This window comes from Pelagimonas phthalicica, assembly GCF_004364805.1.
GTDB lineage: Bacteria > Pseudomonadota > Alphaproteobacteria > Rhodobacterales > Rhodobacteraceae > Pelagimonas > Pelagimonas phthalicica.
The window spans coordinates 1296330-1312782 of sequence record NZ_SOAP01000001.1; the positions used below are offsets into that span (position 1 = coordinate 1296330).

General features: G+C 57.7%; 13 protein-coding genes. 2 read left to right on the forward strand and 11 right to left on the reverse strand.

Annotated features, from left to right (window positions below; all coding sequences use genetic code 11):
* Positions 1-45 precede the first annotated feature (45 nt).
* Genes CLV87_RS06460 through CLV87_RS06470 form a run of 3 tightly spaced genes read right to left on the reverse strand, consistent with a single transcriptional unit; the run spans position 46 to position 1646 of the window.
* The gene (locus tag CLV87_RS06460; RefSeq protein ID WP_099242654.1) at positions 46-480 is read right to left on the reverse strand and encodes an NUDIX hydrolase; all 435 of its coding nucleotides are present in this window, start codon (positions 478-480) and stop codon (positions 46-48) included.
* Positions 481-756 carry an NfeD family protein gene (locus CLV87_RS06465; protein WP_099242652.1) on the reverse strand — a complete coding sequence of 92 codons (276 nt, stop codon included), beginning with the start codon at positions 754-756 and terminating at the stop codon, positions 481-483.
* Positions 753-1646 carry an SPFH domain-containing protein gene (locus tag CLV87_RS06470; protein WP_099242650.1) on the reverse strand — a complete coding sequence of 298 codons (894 nt, stop codon included), beginning with the start codon at positions 1644-1646 and terminating at the stop codon, positions 753-755. Before CLV87_RS06470 ends, CLV87_RS06465 begins: the two co-directional genes overlap by 4 nt.
* A 112-nt stretch (positions 1647-1758) precedes the next feature.
* Between CLV87_RS06470 and CLV87_RS06475 the strand changes: the two genes are divergently transcribed.
* The gene (locus tag CLV87_RS06475) at positions 1759-3012 is read left to right on the forward strand and encodes a DNA polymerase IV (protein ID WP_099244671.1); all 1254 of its coding nucleotides are present in this window, start codon (positions 1759-1761) and stop codon (positions 3010-3012) included.
* A gap of 8 nt (positions 3013-3020) precedes the next feature.
* On the opposite strand, the gene CLV87_RS06480 is transcribed toward CLV87_RS06475, so the two are convergent.
* Entirely contained in the window at positions 3021-3362 is a 342-nt protein-coding gene (locus CLV87_RS06480) for a DUF3775 domain-containing protein (RefSeq protein ID WP_099242648.1), read from the reverse strand.
* Between the two features lie 214 nt (positions 3363-3576).
* On the opposite strand from CLV87_RS06480, the gene CLV87_RS06485 reads away from it, so the two are divergent.
* Positions 3577-4731: a hypothetical protein gene (locus tag CLV87_RS06485; protein WP_133840709.1), complete on the forward strand. Its 1155-nt coding sequence runs from the start codon at positions 3577-3579 to the stop codon at positions 4729-4731.
* Between the two features lie 175 nt (positions 4732-4906).
* On the opposite strand, the gene CLV87_RS06490 is transcribed toward CLV87_RS06485, so the two are convergent.
* The 7 genes from CLV87_RS06490 to mutL all read right to left on the reverse strand — a co-directional run bounded on the left by CLV87_RS06490 (position 4907) and on the right by mutL (position 16283).
* Positions 4907-5365 (reverse strand): hypothetical protein, encoded by a 459-nt coding sequence (locus CLV87_RS06490; RefSeq protein ID WP_099242644.1) that lies wholly within the window; start codon positions 5363-5365, stop codon positions 4907-4909.
* Between the two features lie 32 nt (positions 5366-5397).
* Entirely contained in the window at positions 5398-6714 is a 1317-nt protein-coding gene (locus CLV87_RS06495; protein WP_099242642.1) for an NAD(P)/FAD-dependent oxidoreductase, read from the reverse strand.
* Between the two features lie 362 nt (positions 6715-7076).
* Entirely contained in the window at positions 7077-8822 is a 1746-nt protein-coding gene (gene lpdA / locus CLV87_RS06500; RefSeq protein WP_176556011.1) for a dihydrolipoyl dehydrogenase, read from the reverse strand.
* A gap of 10 nt (positions 8823-8832) precedes the next feature.
* Positions 8833-10089: a dihydrolipoyllysine-residue acetyltransferase gene (aceF, locus tag CLV87_RS06505; RefSeq protein WP_099242638.1), complete on the reverse strand. Its 1257-nt coding sequence runs from the start codon at positions 10087-10089 to the stop codon at positions 8833-8835.
* Positions 10090-10174: 85 nt separating this feature from the next.
* Complete coding sequence (gene aceE / locus CLV87_RS06510) at positions 10175-12832, reverse strand: pyruvate dehydrogenase (acetyl-transferring), homodimeric type (RefSeq protein ID WP_099242637.1); 2658 nt, start codon at positions 12830-12832, stop codon at positions 10175-10177.
* A gap of 227 nt (positions 12833-13059) precedes the next feature.
* Positions 13060-14427: a DNA recombination protein RmuC gene (locus tag CLV87_RS06515; RefSeq protein ID WP_099242635.1), complete on the reverse strand. Its 1368-nt coding sequence runs from the start codon at positions 14425-14427 to the stop codon at positions 13060-13062.
* Positions 14424-16283, reverse strand: a complete 1860-nt coding sequence (gene mutL / locus CLV87_RS06520) for a DNA mismatch repair endonuclease MutL (RefSeq protein WP_099242633.1) — start codon at positions 16281-16283, stop codon at positions 14424-14426. The genes CLV87_RS06515 and mutL overlap by 4 nt, the downstream gene beginning before the upstream one ends.
* Between the last annotated feature and the right edge of the window lie 170 nt (positions 16284-16453).

Genomic DNA, 16453 nt, shown 5'->3' on the forward strand with positions numbered 1-16453 from the left:
AAATTCCGTTCACGGAATTTGCAAAAGTTTTATCTAAAACTTTTGTCACCGCGTGCCGCGCGGGTTGTCTGCCAGATAACCCGCGACGATTGCCGCAAAGGGCGGGATGGCCTTGGGGTGGGCAACATACCTCTCCGGAGCCATTAAGCTCCACCCGACACCCTCATCGCCAAACACGATGTCAGTGACGGCTTCAGCCGCCAAATGCGCGGCAAAGAACCAGCTGTACCGGCCTTCACTGTCGCGAATTTGAACAAGGCGCAGCTGATCCTCGCTCAGCTGCAAACCCACCTCTTCCCGCGTCTCACGCATCGCGCAGGCCTCGGGGCTTTCCACCCCTTCGCGACCGCCACCCGGCAGATCCAAATACCTTGGCCAAGGGATGCCCGGCGTGTGATCGCGCTCAACAACCAAGAGGTCAGAGCCAAGGAAAACCAACACCTTGGCCCCGTGAAACTCGGCACGTGCCTTATCGCTCATTCAATTGTCGTTGATATCCGTGTGCCACACCTTGGTCTGCCCCTTGCGCTCGCCCACCAGCTTGCGCATGACCAACCACGCCACCAGCGAGCATAGCGCAAAAATCAGCAACGCGACGGGCAACGAAGTGATCAGCCCAGGGGCCAGCCCCATCAAAAGCGCAACCGCCAAAGCGCCAAACCCAAAGCCCAGGAACACAAATCCAGGGGCAAAGATTTCGACGATCAACATCACCAGACCGGCTCCGGCCCAGATCCACCATTGTTCCCACATCATTTACCTCCTCTCAGCATTGAAAACGCATCGCCAAAGGCATCCAATGCGTTAGCTGGCACGATCACCGTCTGCTTGCCCTGCCCCTCACCAACCTTCACCAAGGCCTCAACCTGTTTCAGCGCCACTTGATACTGCGCCGCCTCTACCCCGTGTTCCTTGATCGCCTTCGCAACGATCTCAGTCGCATAGGCCTCAGCCTCGGCGGTTACCCGGCGCGCCTTGGCCGCCTGTTCAGCCGCGTACAGATCCGCATCCGCCTGCAATTCCACAGCGCGGCGTTCCCCTTCGGCCTCGGTCACTTGCGCACGTCGGGCACGTTCTGCATTCAACTGCTGCAACATCGCGTCCCGCGTCGCCTGATCCAGGTTCACATCCAAAATCTCGGCCCGTGTCACCTCGATCCCCCAATCATCCACCGCATCCTCAACGCTGGCCTTGATCTGGGAAATCAGTTGCGAGCGGTTCGACTGAACTTCATCTAGCTCCATCTTACCGATCTCGGCCCGCACGATCCCGGCCACGGTGGTTGCAATCGCACCATCAACATCGCGAATCCGATAGACCGTCTTTTCCGGTTCCAGAATGCGATAAAACACCGAAGTTTCCACCTGAACCAGCACGTTATCCGTGGTGATCGCATCCTGATTGGCGTTGGGTAATTGGCGCTCAAGAATGGAAATCTTGTGCCGCACCCGATCCAGAAATGGTACGATAAAATTGATCCCAGGCCCCAGCACCGTACGCAAACGGCCAAAGCGTTCCACCACATGTTTTTCCGATTGCGGTACAATCCGCACGCCAAGCAAAATGCTGAAGATGATCAAGGCCGCCAAAAGCAGGATCACAACATTCCCGCTGGCGATCTCGGAAATCAGCTGTTCGATATCCATGAATTCTCTCCTGAAAAGACTTGTCACCAAGATGGGGATTTTTGCGCAAAAAGAAAGTCTTGATAACCATGCCCCGATTGTTGCCAAACCGGGTTACCTGTATCCTGACGCCATGCCATCCTTGTGCCGAGATTGCCTGACGCCCTTTGAAACCGGGGCCCGCTGCCCGTCTTGCGGGCGGCCCAGGATCATCTCGCATCCCGAATTATGGGATCTCTCCATCGCGCATATGGATTGCGACGCCTTTTATGCCAGCGTTGAAAAACGCGACAATCCAGAACTGATGGACAAGCCGGTCATCGTTGGCGGTGGGCGGCGCGGGGTGGTGTCGACCGCCTGTTACATCGCACGCATGCGCGGCGTGCGTTCGGCCATGCCGATGTTTCAGGCGCTCAAGAAATGCCCCGATGCGGTGGTCGTGAAACCGCGCATGGAGGTCTATGTCGAAACCTCCAAAGCCATCCGCGCCATGATGGAGGAAATGACCCCCTCTATCGAGCCACTCTCGCTGGACGAGGCCTTTCTGGACCTGACCGGCACCACCAAATTACACGGTGTTCCCCCGGCCATCATGCTGGCCCGGCTGGTCAAGCGGATGAAGGATGAGCTGGGCGTCACCGGCTCTATCGGCCTGTCACATAACAAATTTCTCGCCAAGATCGCCTCTGATCTCGACAAGCCCAACGGGTTTTCCATCATCGGGGCCGCCGAGACCGAAGAGTTTTTGCGCCCCAAACCCGTGCGCCTGATCTGGGGTGTCGGAACGGTGGGGCAAGAGTCGCTGGAACGCGCGGGCATCCGCACCTTTGAGGATCTGCGCCGCTGGGAGAAAGAGGATCTGACCGCGCGTTTTGGCTCCATGGGCGAACGGCTTTGGTATCTGGCGCGAGGGCAGGACAAGCGCCGCATCACCCGCAACGCCCCAATCAAAAGCATCTCGAACGAGACCACGTTTTTCGAAGACACGTCAGACCCGGAAATTCTCGATGGCCATCTCTGGCGGCTGTCTGAGAAGGTCTCTGACCGGGCCAAGGCGCGCGGTTTGGCTGGCCGTGTGGTGACGCTGAAACTCAAAACCGCTGATTTCAAGCTGATCACCCGGCGGCAATCCCTGCCGGATTCGACACAAATTGCGGATCGGATCTATCGCCTGACCCGCGCCATGTTTGACCAACAGATCGACAAGGGACCGTTCCGCCTGATCGGGGCCGGGATTTCGGATCTGGTGCCCGAGGACAGCGCCGATCGCGCCGGAGACCTGCTCGACCCCAAGGCCGGAACCCGCGCCAAGGCCGAACGGGCCACAGATGAAATCCGCGCCCGCTTTGGCTCGGATGCCATCGTCAAGGGGCGGTCGCTGCGATAGTTTCGGTCTCAGGACCCGCGGGTCATCAGTTGATCTTCTTCATCAATGGCATCAAAGCCCAGCGCCTCAAGCCCGCCTTCGAGATTGTCGACCAGATGCGGCGTGCCAATCAGGTAATCCGCCGTTGGCGTCGAGGCCTCGGCAATCGCGGTATCAAACGCCTCTTGCAGCTCTTCGGCTTCAAAGGCCCCGCGCCCGATCCACATGACCGCCACAAGAGCCGCCTGCTCCTCTTCGTCCATCCGATCGATAAAGGCGCGCAGCTCGCCCTCTGCCCGGTCCAACTCCCGCGCCATCACAATGACGGCAGCGGCTTTGCGGACACTGAGTTTACCACCAATACTTCCCATGTCGCGTCTCCTATTCAGGATTGTTTCGCTCAGGATATTGCATGGGCCAAAGGCCGGCGGCTTTGATCTTGCGCAAATGGGATTGGGAGTGGTCTTTTCACTTTTAACGAACTGAATCCCGCAGTTCGTTCTCTCCTAATTTTTAGAAAACGCTCTTCAAATTTCCGCTTCAAGCCCATGTTGACCGATGCTGCGCGCTGTTAGAAGGTCCGTTTTGGCGATGAGTATTGCAGCGCACCTCCGTGCGTTTGGAACTTTTTTAGACTCGCTTGGAGAAGCTATTCAAATGTTGAAACACGAATATGGCGACCCAACAATTTTTGTATTCGGGCGCGGACACGAGCCGTTCGATGTAATCGCGAACCACTTGCAGGTGCTGTTCCAAAATGCGGTCAAGGCCCGGCGGAGGCCGAGTTGGAGAGTGTTGCTCGACAGTGTTGTCTCAACCCTTCCTCGTGGTACTAAGCTCAAGTTGGTGGATGAACGGAATAGCGTTGGAATTGCGCTTAGCCACGAGAGTATCGCAACCGTTTCCGCTCTTGATCGGAAACTAGGCTTGGTCGTCGATGATATTGGGAGACACACAGAGTTTGGGTTTGGCAACCAAGAAATCGAACATGTTTGCGCCGCTGACAGTATGGCGGCTCTAGCGTTTACTACCTCTCGCTCTGGTTACGCCCGAGAACTCGGCTTGGCACATGTACATGGTTTAGGTCCGACCATCGGATTTGCGATGATCGTATTGCGACTCAACGACTGGGTGCCTCAAGTGCGCGTGGCATCTGCCAAAGCCATTGAAAGGTTGATGAAAAACGATGGCGGACCAAATGGTGGACTGCCTTACATGATCGCAGGCTCAATGGGTTTGCTCCTTGATGACGCAAGGTTTGGTCGAATGGCGAAGCCCGAAAGGGACGTAGTTGAGGCTCTCATCTCTTACCCCAAAGTGAAGGACGCATTGCGCACTATTCTTATCTTTGGCGTCTCAGATCGCGCTAAAAACCAAATCTTGGGCCTTATCCTCCAAACCGGCTTTTACGATGAGTTGCTTCCAGAGGTCGCGGAAAAAGCAGAGTGCTCGTATCGGCGTTTGATTGCATTCAAAGCATTGCTGTACAGAAAGTACATCTGGAAAGAAGGAGGCAAGGTTCGGGAACGAACGATCGAACTACCGGCTCATACCTCCGAGGTCGCCAGAAGGGCGCTTCTCGATAAGTCGGCCAATGTTGCCTTTGCTGCGCTAGGATTCATAATCGAAACTCGAGACTTGAGCGGATTGGACGATGGCACTGTCGAAATATTACTTAAGAGGCCGGAGGCATCACTCGAAAGAAGAATTGCCTTATTGCGAAGCATGATCGGTAGATAGCCAATTTGTTGTTGGAACGCGGCCTCCTACAGCTAAAACAGGAACGGCCGTTTTGTCCGTACTGCTGCCATAAGACACAAGACGCAAGACATAAAACGGTAACAAAAAGCGCGGGGTTTCTCCCGCCTTTAACTGTGAGTGATAATCGCTTACTTCGTCCGCTGCTCGGACAGCATCAGGTCGGTGAGGGTGACTTCACACATATCTGCGCCTCAGACCACATCACCTCCATGTCGAGAAGGCATCCGTAAGGGCGGTCAGTTTGCCTTTCTATTGGTTGAAACCTTGCCCCGACCTGCGCAACCACTGGTGCCTCGGAAATGCGTTGCTTCAACGCTTGCTCAAGTTGGTCGTATTGTTGATCGATCCCCCCGTGCCCCGGATGCGTTTCCAGTTTAACCCTGCCGGAATGAAATTGCGCTTCCCAAGCCCGGTAAATGGCCCATTGGTCAAGCGCCATTTGCAGGGTTTCGGCGTCGATCATTCTAAGCTCAAACACCTCCGAAAAATCGGCTAGGTCATTGTCAAACTTGTATTCAAAGAAATGGGGGGCTCCGTCATAGTCGGCGATGCCACTGCGCACCCCATCCCATAGGTCCCAGACAACATAAACCTGCTCAGCACCAGACCCCATTCCAACCTCTCTAGAATTACCAGCGGACCGGATCACCGCTCCTTTGCCGCTGCCTGCCGTTCCATCCAAACCCTGGCTTTCACCCCAAGGTCAAGAAAGGGTCGCGGCGGCAGCCGCGTCGGCTTGATCAGGTTCAACGCGTCGCTCAACCGCTCTGAGTCCTGTCCCGTCGCATATTCGGCGATCAACCGCCCCATAGCGGTCCCCCGAGAAACGCCAGACGCGTTGTAGCCACCGCACAAATACAGCCCCGGCTGGTTTTCCTCAAAAACCGGCTTGCCATTGCGGCTGATGCAAATCGTTCCGCTCCAGGTAAAGTCGATATCGCCCTCATCCAGAAAGGCAAAGCGTTTGCGCAGCCCGACAGCATGTTGTCGTTTGCGCGCGGCCAGGGCGTCGGGGCGCACACCGCCTGCCAGAAACTCCGCCGTGTTGCGGATCAGAAGTCTACGGTCGCATGTCAGCCGCATCGTCGCCCCCAGAGAGCGCGGCGAAAGGATGCCCCAGCTGGCCGGGTTGCCAATGGCGCGCTCCTCTTCCGGTTTCAGGGGGCGGGTCAAGCTGGCTGTCAGCGCCAATGGAAACACACGGCGTTGTTTCAGCCCGAGCCGGGGAAAGAACGCGTTCACAGCGACAAAGACCTGTTGCGCGCGCAATGTATGCCCGTTTGCCGTCATCGCCCAGCCCCCATCCAGGTGACGAAGTGACGAAATCGCCGTGTTTTCAAAGACCTCAACCGAGCGCGGCAAATGGGCCGCCAACCCTTGCGCCATCATCGCCGGTTGCAACAATGCGCCTCCGCTGGTCTCGACCCCCAAACCATAAAAATCGGTCCCCAACCGCGTCTTTAGCTCGGGCCCCTCTACCAGGCGCGCATTGATCCCCAATTGCTGAAACGCATCCAAATGGCGCTGCAATCGTTGGTAATTGCGCGGATCATGTGCCGCATGGATTGACGGGGTATCCTCCCATTGCGCCTCGATGCCATGCTGTTGAACCAGGTCTCGCAAACTGCTGACGCCAAAGCGATCAATCCGGTTCATGGTAAAGTAACTGGCCCGTCCCTGCTCTGTATGTAGCTGCGCATGACCGGGGCCCTCATTGGCAACGGCAAAGCCGGAATTACGCGAACTGGCACCGCCGGTCACGCGCTTGGCGTCCACCAGCACAACCCGCGCCTCTGGCCGCAGCTCGGCAAGGCGGCGGGCAATCGCCAACCCGGTAAACCCCGCCCCGATCACCACGCAATCCGCCGTGGCGTCAGCGTCAAGCGACCGATAGGGGGTCAGACCCGGAGCAAGCGCTGTCCAGCCACAGATATCTTCGACAAGTTTGGAACGAATATGCATTGCGACCGAGAGCTCCTGATTCAAAACCAGCCATCATATTCGCCAGATAACGGCAATGCCGTGCCCGATGAAAGCCATCACATCGCTATGTCGAAAAGTTCTGGAGGATCGCGGGGCGCAGCGTCTTGGCGACCAAAGGTCAACCTTCCAACTGCCACCTAGTCAGGCTGTCCTCTCAGACCTGCTGAGGGCCCGGTCCTGCCCCTAGCCCTATAGCGCTTCGAGAAAACGTTGAATCGCAAAAACCTTGCCATGCGTCGCGTTCTCAGGCCATTCGCGATCCGTTTGTCGCAACCATTTCTCGAAACACTTTAAACAAAAAAGGCGGGGTTTCCCCCGCCTCTCTTTGTGTCATGTTCCGCTTACTTTTTACGCTTTTTAGGCGGCATCAGGTCGGTGATGGTGCCCTCAAACATCTCGGCGGCAAAGTTCACGGTCTCTGACAGGGTCGGGTGCGGGTGGATGGTGTGGCCCAGATCAACCGCATCCGCGCCCATCTCAATCGCCAGCGCGCATTCCGAGATCAGATCACCCGCATTGGTGCCCACGATGCAGGCTCCCAGCAGACGATCATCGCTCGGGTCAAAGATCAGCTTGGTCATGCCCTCAGAGCGCCCATTGGACAGGGATTTGCCCGATGCGGCCCAGGGGAACACGCCTTTTTCGACCTTGATACCTTTGGCCTTGGCCTCGGTCTCGGTCAGACCGCACCAGGCGACCTCGGGATCGGTATAGGCGACCGACGGGATCAGCTTGGCGTCAAAGAACCGCTTGTGACCTGCGGCAACCTCGGCGGCCACTTTGCCCTCATGAACAGCCTTATGCGCCAGCATCGGCTGGCCGACCACGTCACCAATGGCAAAGATATGCGGCTGCCCGGTGCGCTGCTGCTTGTCCACGGCAATAAAGCCGCGATCATCCACAGCAACCCCCGCCTGGTCGGCATTGATCAGCTTGCCATTGGGCTTGCGGCCCACGGCGACCAGAACCTTGTCAAACGTATCGGAAAAGCTTTCGCCCTTATCATCCTCAAAGGTGACCTTCATGCCAGCATCAGTGGCCTCAACCGCCGTCACTTTGTTCTTGAGGAAGATATTCTCATAACGCCCTTTGATGCGGTTCATCAGAGGCTTCACCACATCCTTATCCGCACCCGGAATGATCTGATCCATCAGCTCAACCACGGTGATCTTCGATCCCAAAGCGTCGTAAACACAGGCCATTTCCAGACCAATGATGCCGCCACCCAGAACCAGCATCCGCTCTGGCACGTCTTTCAGCTCCAGCGCGCCAGTGCTGTCGATCACGCGCTCATCCTCAGGAATGAAAGGCAGCGCAACCGGCTCAGACCCCGCCGCGATGATGCATTGATCGAACGACACGGTGGTGACACCGTCTTCACCGGCAACCGAAATCATATTCGGCCCGGTAAAGGTGCCCATGCCGCGCACAATCTGCACCTTGCGCCCCTTGGACAAGCCGTCCAAACCACCGGTCAACTGGCCGACAACACTGTCCTTAAAGGCGCGCAACTCGTCCAGATTGATCTCGGGCTTGGCAAAGCTGACACCATGCGAAGACATCTCTTCGGCCTCGGTGATCACCTTGGCCACGTGCAGCAGCGCCTTGGACGGGATGCAGCCCACGTTCAGGCACACGCCGCCCAGGGTCGGGTTCTTTTCGATCAGCACAACCTTTTTGCCAAGGTCCGCCGCACGGAACGCCGCCGTATAGCCGCCCGGGCCAGAGCCCAGAACCACGACCTCGGCATGCACGTCACCCGCGCCTGTCGCGGTGCCGGTTGCGGCCACGGGCGCTGGAGCCGCTTCTGCGGCCGCGTCCGCAGGGGGCTCGATGCCCCCTTCGGACGCCCCCCCTCCAGAGGCCTCCAACACCATGATCAACGAGCCTTCCGAGACTTTGTCCCCTTCAGCAACCTTGATCTCTTTGACCACACCAGCTGCGGGCGACGGCACTTCCATCGTCGCCTTGTCGCTCTCGATCTCGATCAGCGGGTCTTCTTCGGCCACGCTGTCCCCCACGGCCACCAGAACGGCAACCACAGGCACGTCGGTGAAATCACCAATATCGGGTACTTTGATTTCCATGATTGTCACCTCACCACATCAGCTTGCGCATATCGCCCAGAAGGGTTTTCAGCGTCACGCAGAAGCGCGCCGCCAAAGCCCCGTCAATGGCGCGATGGTCATAAGACAGCGACAGCGGCTGCATCAGGCGCGGCACAAATTCCTCGCCATTCCAGACCGGGGCCATCTTGGAGCGGGTCAGCCCCAGGATCGCCACCTCTGGCGCATTCACGATCGGCGTGAAGGAGGTCCCGCCAATCCCGCCCAGCGAGGAAATGGTAAAGGTCGCCCCGGACATATCCGCTGATTTCAGCTCACCCGCGCGGGCCTTGCCGGACAGTTCCATCAGGTCCTTGGAGATTTCGACAATTCCTTTGCGATCCGCATCCTTGATCACCGGCACAACCAGTCCACCAGGAGTGTCGGCCGCAAAACCGATATTGTAGTAATCCTTCTTGATCAGCTTATCGCCGTCAGGATGGATCGAGCTGTTGACTTCCCAATGCTCTTTCAGCGCCGAAACAGACGCCTTGATGACAAAGCTCAGCAAGGTCACGCGATAGCCATTCTCTTTGGCCATCGTGTCCATTTCCTTGCGGTACTTGTCCAGGTCGGTGATGTCCGCTTCGTCATTATGCGTGACATGTGGAATGTTGAGCCAGTATTTGTGCAAGGCAGGCCCGGACAGTTTTTTGATCCGCGGCATTTCCACATCTTCAACCGGGCCGAATTTCGAAAAGTCTACAGCTGGGATCGGTGGGATACCCATGCCGCCCTGTGCGCCGGCTGCTGCCGCTGCCGGGGCCACGCTGGATTTCAGCGCCTTCTCGATGTCTTCGCGCAGGATGCGTCCCTTGCGACCGGTGCCGTTCACCTTGTTCAGGTCCACCTCAACCCGACGGGCAAAGGCACGCACCGAGGGTGAGGCATGCACCTTTGAGAACCCCGCATCGGTGACCGGAGCCGCCGCCACAGGGGCCGGAGCCGCTGCTGCGGGCGCTGCCGCCGGGGCGGCCTCTGCCTTGGGGGCCTCGGTTGGGGCGGCTGCCGCGCCAGATCCTTCGACCACCATGATCAGCGTGCCTTCCGAGACATTGTCGCCCTCGGCAACTTTGATCTCTTTGACCACACCGGCCACCGGCGATGGTACTTCCATCGTCGCCTTGTCGGATTCAATCTCGATCAGCGGGTCTTCTTCGGCCACCGTGTCGCCCACGGAAACCAGAACCGCCACAACCGGCACATCAGTGAAATCGCCAATATCGGGGACTGTTACGTCAACTGTCATTGTTCAAACTCCAGATTTCTTTTTGGCCGCTTGCCCGAACCGCAAAACCGGTACCCACTTTTGCTGGGCAAGCTCCATATCCCGCTCAAACCAAACGCGGGTTCGGCTTTTCGCCGTCGATGTCATATTTTGCCAAAGCGGCTTTCAGGTCTTTCTCGCTCACCACGCCTTCGCGGAAGAGATCGACCATCGCGGCTGCGGCGATGTGGTTGGCATCCACCTCAAAGAAGCGACGCAGGTTCACCCGGCTATCCGAGCGACCAAACCCATCTGTCCCCAGAACCGTGTAACGGTTTGGAACACAGGTGCGGATCTGCTCTGCATAGTTCTTCATGTAATCGGTGGCAGCGATGATCGGACCTTTGGCATTGGCGAATTGCTGCGCCACGTAAGAGGTCTTTTGCTCTGCCAGCGGGTTCAACCGGTTATGGCGCGCCACATCCTGGCAATCCCGTGCCAATTCGTTCAGCGAGGTCGCCGACCAGATATCCGAGGTCACGCCAAAGTCTTCCTTGAGCATCTCGGCGGCTTTGATCGCCTGCACCAGAATGGTGCCCGAGCCCATCAGGTTCACATGCTTTTTCGCCGGTTTCGCCGTCTTCTGGAAACGGTAGAGACCTTTGATAATGCCCTCTTCAGCGCCCATCGGCATGTCGGGATGGCTGTAATTCTCGTTCATCAAGGTCAGGTAAAAGAACACGTCTTCCTGATCCTGATACATCCGTTTCATACCATGCTGCACGATCACCGCGACCTCATAGCTAAAGGTCGGGTCATAGCTGATGCAGTTCGGGATGGTGCCCGCAAGGATGTGGGAATGCCCATCCTCGTGCTGCAAGCCTTCGCCGTTCAGCGTCGTGCGGCCCGCAGTGCCGCCCAGCATAAAGCCACGGGCACGGCTGTCGCCTGCGGCCCAAGCCAGATCGCCGATGCGCTGGAAGCCAAACATCGAGTAATAGATAAAGAACGGGATCATCGGCACGCCGTGGTTGGAATAAGACGTCGCCGCCGCAATCCAATCCGCCATCGCACCCGCTTCGTTGATGCCTTCCTGCAGAACCTGACCGCTTTCAGATTCCTTGTAATACATCATCTGTTCAGCATCTTCGGGCGTGTATTGCTGGCCCTTGGGGTTATAAATCCCGACCGAGCGGAACAGCCCTTCCATCCCGAATGTGCGGCTTTCATCCGGCACGATTGGCACGATATTCTTGCCGATCTTCTTGTCCCGCAGCAGCGTGGTCAGAATACGGACAAAGGCCATGGTGGTCGAAATCTCGCGCTCACCGGTGCTTTCTAGTTGAGCCTTAAACTTTTCCAGTTCCGGGATCTCAAGCGCAGGCGCGCCAGTAAAGCGTTTGGGGAATTCCCCGCCCAGCTCTTTGCGACGATCCGCAAGATAGGCTTTTTGCGCGTTGTTCAGCGTAACAAACGGCACCTTCTCTTTCAGCTCCTCATCCGTCACTGGAATTTGGAAACGGTCGCGCATGGCTTTCAGCTGATCTTCGGCCATTTTCTTTTGCTGGTGGGTGGTGTTCTGCCCCTCACCAGCGCTGCCCATGCCGTAACCCTTGACGGTTTTGACCAGAAGCACAGTTGGCTGACCCTTGGCCTCGGTCGCGCGTTTAAAGGCGTTATAGACCTTTTTCGGGTCATGCCCGCCGCGACGCAGCGCCCAAATCTGATCGTCCGACCAGTCTTTGACCAGCTCAGCCGTCTCTGGATATTTGCCAAAGAAATGCTCGCGGATATAGGCCCCGTCCTTAGACTTAAAGGTCTGGTAATCGCCGTCCACGGTCTCTTCCATCAGCTGGCGCAGCTTGCCGCTGGTGTCTTTCTCCAGCAGCTCGTCCCAGCCTTTGCCCCAAAGCAGCTTGATCACATCCCAACCGGAACCGCGGAAATTGCCTTCGAGTTCTTGCACGATCTTGGAGTTGCCGCGCACCGGCCCGTCAAGACGCTGCAGGTTGCAGTTCACAACAAAGATCAGGTTGTCGAGACCCTCGCGCGCGGCCAGATGGATCGCGCCGAGGCTTTCGGGCTCGTCCATTTCGCCGTCACCAAGGAAGCACCAGACTTTGCGGTCGGCCATGTCGATCTGACCACGGTTGTGCATGTATTTCATGAACCGCGCCTGATAGATCGCCATCAGCGGGCCCAGACCCATGGAAACGGTTGGGAACTGCCAGTAATCCGGCATCAGCCAAGGGTGCGGATAAGAGGACAACCCGCCGCCAGCAACCTCCGAGCGGAAGTTTTCCAACTGCTCTTCGCTCAGACGGCCTTCCATAAAGGAACGCGCGTAAATGCCGGGGATCACGTGCCCCTGAAAGAAGACCAGATCGCCGCCATGAATTGCGGATTTGGAGCGCCAGAAGTGGTTCAGACCAATATCATAAAGCGCAGCCGAGGAGGCGAAGGAGGCAATGTGCCCGCCATATTCGCTGCTCTCTTTATTGCGGCGCACAACGGTCGCCATGGCGTTCCACCGGTTGATGGTGCGGATGCGCCATTCCATATCGGTATCGCCGGGCATCTCGACTTCGTCATCGGTCGAAATGGTGTTCTGATAAGGCGTGGTCGCCGAGAAGGGCAGTTTCGCCCCAGCTGCGCGCGCTTGTTGTACAGCCTTGTCCAACAGGAAATGGGCGCGATCAGCACCGTCACGCTGGATGACGTCTTCGACCGCCTCCTGCCATTCCTGGGATTCAACCGGATCAATGTCATTTGGTAGATCTGCCATATGTCCTCTCTCCCTTGCTGCGCCGGGGCGCGTTAATTGGTTTAAAGCTAAACCAAGTCAATTTCCGCGCAATCAGGAAGAGAAAGCCAAGGCGATACTCTTCTGCAATCGCGTTGGAATGATGATTTAGCAGGTCCCGCTACGTCACGGCAGATAAGCAGACGCATAGCTTTCATGCGCCAGACGCATGGCTATTGTTTAACGTTAAACTTTAGATGATTTCTAAACTAGCTCTTATCCGGCAGGGCAACCACATTGCCCGTACCGTCCTGCGCCAGCTCTTCGAAATCGAAATTATCCAAACGCCGTGCACGTTTACCAGCCTTGTCCGAGCTGATCTTGATCTCTTCGATATCCTTGGCCGCCTGGCCAAAGTGACGGTCCAGATTGCCCACGCGGGTGCCCAAACGCTCCACATCCTGCGAGAGCATCGACAATTCTTTACGAATGGCCCCGGCCTGTTCGCGCATCCGCGCATCCTTGAGAATCGCCCGCATTGTGTTCAGCGTGGCCATACACGTCGTAGGCGAAACGATCCAAACCCGCGCGGCAAAGCCTTCGCGCACCAGATCGGGAAAGTTCGCGTGCAGCTCGGCATAGATCGCCTCAGACGGCAAAAACATCAGCGCGCCATCCGCGGTCTCACCATCCAGGATGTATTTCTCGGAAATATCCTTGATGTGCTTCCTGACCGAGGTCTTGAGCTGCCGCGCCGCCTCGACCACCTGCGCATCCGTCGTCGAATTGCGCAGCGCCTCGTACCCTTCCAGCGGGAACTTCGCATCCACCACAATCGGCCCCGGAGGGTTGGGCAAATGGATCAGGCAATCGGCCCGCTTGCCGTTGCTCAGCGTCGCCTGCAGCGTATAGCTGTCCTTGGGCAGTGCTTTGGAGACAATATCCGTCAGCTGAATTTCCCCAAACGCCCCGCGTGTCTGCTTGTTCGACAGGATATCCTGCAAGGTCAGCACATCACCCGACAGTTTGGTGATATTCTCTTGCGCCTTGTCGATGGTTTGCAGCCGTTCCTGCAAGGCCGACAGCGAGGTCGCGGTGTTCTTGGCGCTGCCAGACAAAGCGACATTCATCTTTTCCTGCAGATCGGTCAGGTTGCGCGCGGTCTTCATCTGCAGATCCGCCATATTCTCCTGCAACCGCACCTGATTTTGCCCCAGCGTCTCGGACAGTTTCAACTGCTGCGCCGCCATATTATCCGCTAGGCTTTGCTGCATATGGGCAAGGTTTTCACCGGTATTGCGCTGCACCTTTGACAGGTCCTCATGCAGGCGCAACTGCACCTCGCCCAGCCGCTGCTCCATCAGCACTGTCATTTGGGTCGCCGATTGGGTCTGCTGATGCGCCACCGAGTTCAAACTGCCTTCAAGCTGCCCCTGCCCATTGGCCAGATGATCGACCCGGGCCGACATATCGCCCAAAGCATGGGCCAGCATCTCGGCGGTTTGCGCGGTCTGCCCGGCGCGGCGCAGGCTGGTGATCAACAGCACCAGCATCAGCAGCAGCACAAAGCCAACCGCCAGCACCATCACAACCACCGGGTCCTGCAAAGAATAAGACGTGTCACCAATCTGGATCATGTGCGTCCAAACAGCCTTTCAATATCGCTGAGCTTCAGCTCGACATAGGTGGGGCGGCCATGGTTGCACTGGCCGGAATGGGGCGTTGCCTCCATCTCGCGCAAAAGCGCGTTCATCTCTTCGGCCCGCATCCTCCGCCCGGACCGGATCGAGCCATGACAGGCAACGCGCGACAGAATCGCCTCGATCTTTTCCTGCACCAATTGCGATTGGCCGATATCTGAAAGCTCATCAAGAATGTCGAGGATCAGCGCCTTGGCATTGATCTCGCCCAGGATCGCCGGGGTCTCGCGCACCGCCAAAGCCGATCCGCCAAAAGGTTCGATCACCAGCCCCATTTTCGCCAGATCATCCGAGATTGACAGCAAGCGGGTCAAATCATCCTCCGACAGATCCACCACCTCGGGGATCAACAGCGCCTGCGCCGCGACACCGGTCTCGGCCATCTGCTTTTTCAGCTTTTCATAGACCAGACGTTCATGGGCGGCGTGCTGATCGACGATCACCATGCCGGATTCTGTCTGGGCAATAATGTAATTCTCATGCACCTGCCCGCGCGCGGTGCCCAGCGGCAACCCCTCATCGCGCTCGGCCAAGCGCGCCTCGGTCTCAACCGGTTCCACCACGCGGGCCGAATAGCTGGCCGAGAGGTCGGAAAAGCCCGGCGCAACCGGATCGGACGCGGGCAAAGGGGCCTGAGCCTGATAACTGGCCACGCGCGCACCCAGTGACGGGCGATCCATCTGATAGATACGCGGCTCCACCGGTTCGGGGCGCATCGCCCCCAGGGTCATATCCGCCACCGTGGTCGAGGCGCGATGCCCCGCCTCGGCCAAAGCATGGCGCAACGAAGACACGATCAGCCCGCGCACAAGGCCCGGGTCGCGGAACCGAACTTCGGATTTCGCCGGGTGCACGTTCACATCCACCTTATGCGGGTCACAATCGACAAACAGCGCCACCGCCGGGTGACGCTCCCGCGACAGGAAATCCTGATAGGCCCCGCGCAGCGCTCCGATCAAGGTTTTGTCCCGCACCGGACGCCCGTTCACAAACAGATGCTGCGCAATCGCGTTGCCACGTGAATAGGTCGGCAAGGCGGCATAGCCGGTCAGGCGAATGCCTTCACGCTCCGCATCAATGGCCAAGGCGTTTTCGACAAATTCCTGCCCCATCACCCGGCCCAAACGTCCGCGCAGAGCGTCAAACAAATCGCCGGTCTCGGCCTCGACGCGAAAGCTGACCTTGTCCCGACCACCGGATACATCGCGCAGACAGAACCCGACCGAGGGCTCCGCCATGGCCAGCCGTTTGATTACATCGCTGATCGCCATGGTCTCGGCCCGGTCCGAGCGCAGGAATTTCAACCGCGCCGGGGTGGCAAAGAACAGATCGCGCAGGGTCACCACCGTGCCACTGTTTAGCGCACAGGGTTTGATGGCCGACATCTCGCCGCCCTCAACGCTCAGCTCAACAGCGTCAAAGCCGCGGGCGCGCGATTGGATGGTCAGGCGTCCGACAGCCCCCAAACTGGGCAGTGCCTCACCGCGAAAGCCAAAGGAATGAATGTTCAGCAGGTCCGACCCATCAATCTTTGAGGTCGCGTGCCGTGAAAGCGCCAAAGGCAGCTCATCCGCCGTCATCCCGCAGCCATCATCGGTGATGCGGATCAGGGTTTTACCCCCATCCGCAATCTCAATCTCCACCCGCCGCGCCCCGGCATCAATGGCGTTTTCAACCAGTTCCTTCACAGCCGAGCCCGGGCGTTCCACCACCTCGCCCGCAGCGATACGGTTAATGGCGGCATCGTCCAATTGACGGATAACTGGGCGCATATTGGGGGCTTGGGTATTCATCCTACAAAACTTAGCAGAGCGCCCGCGATTCTGAAACAAAGAATGAACAAATGCCCCAGCCGGTTACCTGACGCTTTCCATGCAATAATTGTCCAAAAGTCGCATACACGCCGCAAGAAAGTTTCGTTAACCTATTTTCACTAACGTGAGCGGTCTCGAATAAAGGAAAA

Bases quoted from the DNA above. Each gene is read 5' to 3' on its own strand.
- CLV87_RS06460 (WP_099242654.1), bottom strand. From the start codon at position 480: ATGAGCGATAAGGCACGTGCCGAGTTTCACGGGGCCAAGGTGTTGGTT.
- CLV87_RS06465 (WP_099242652.1), bottom strand. From the start codon at position 756: ATGATGTGGGAACAATGGTGGATCTGGGCCGGAGCCGGTCTGGTGATG.
- CLV87_RS06470 (WP_099242650.1), bottom strand. From the start codon at position 1,646: ATGGATATCGAACAGCTGATTTCCGAGATCGCCAGCGGGAATGTTGTG.
- CLV87_RS06475 (WP_099244671.1), top strand. From the start codon at position 1,759: ATGCCATCCTTGTGCCGAGATTGCCTGACGCCCTTTGAAACCGGGGCC.
- CLV87_RS06480 (WP_099242648.1), bottom strand. From the start codon at position 3,362: ATGGGAAGTATTGGTGGTAAACTCAGTGTCCGCAAAGCCGCTGCCGTC.
- CLV87_RS06490 (WP_099242644.1), bottom strand. From the start codon at position 5,365: ATGGGGTCTGGTGCTGAGCAGGTTTATGTTGTCTGGGACCTATGGGAT.
- CLV87_RS06495 (WP_099242642.1), bottom strand. From the start codon at position 6,714: ATGCATATTCGTTCCAAACTTGTCGAAGATATCTGTGGCTGGACAGCG.
- lpdA (WP_176556011.1), bottom strand. From the start codon at position 8,822: ATGGAAATCAAAGTACCCGATATTGGTGATTTCACCGACGTGCCTGTG.
- aceF (WP_099242638.1), bottom strand. From the start codon at position 10,089: ATGACAGTTGACGTAACAGTCCCCGATATTGGCGATTTCACTGATGTG.
- aceE (WP_099242637.1), bottom strand. From the start codon at position 12,832: ATGGCAGATCTACCAAATGACATTGATCCGGTTGAATCCCAGGAATGG.
- CLV87_RS06515 (WP_099242635.1), bottom strand. From the start codon at position 14,427: ATGATCCAGATTGGTGACACGTCTTATTCTTTGCAGGACCCGGTGGTT.
- mutL (WP_099242633.1), bottom strand. From the start codon at position 16,283: ATGAATACCCAAGCCCCCAATATGCGCCCAGTTATCCGTCAATTGGAC.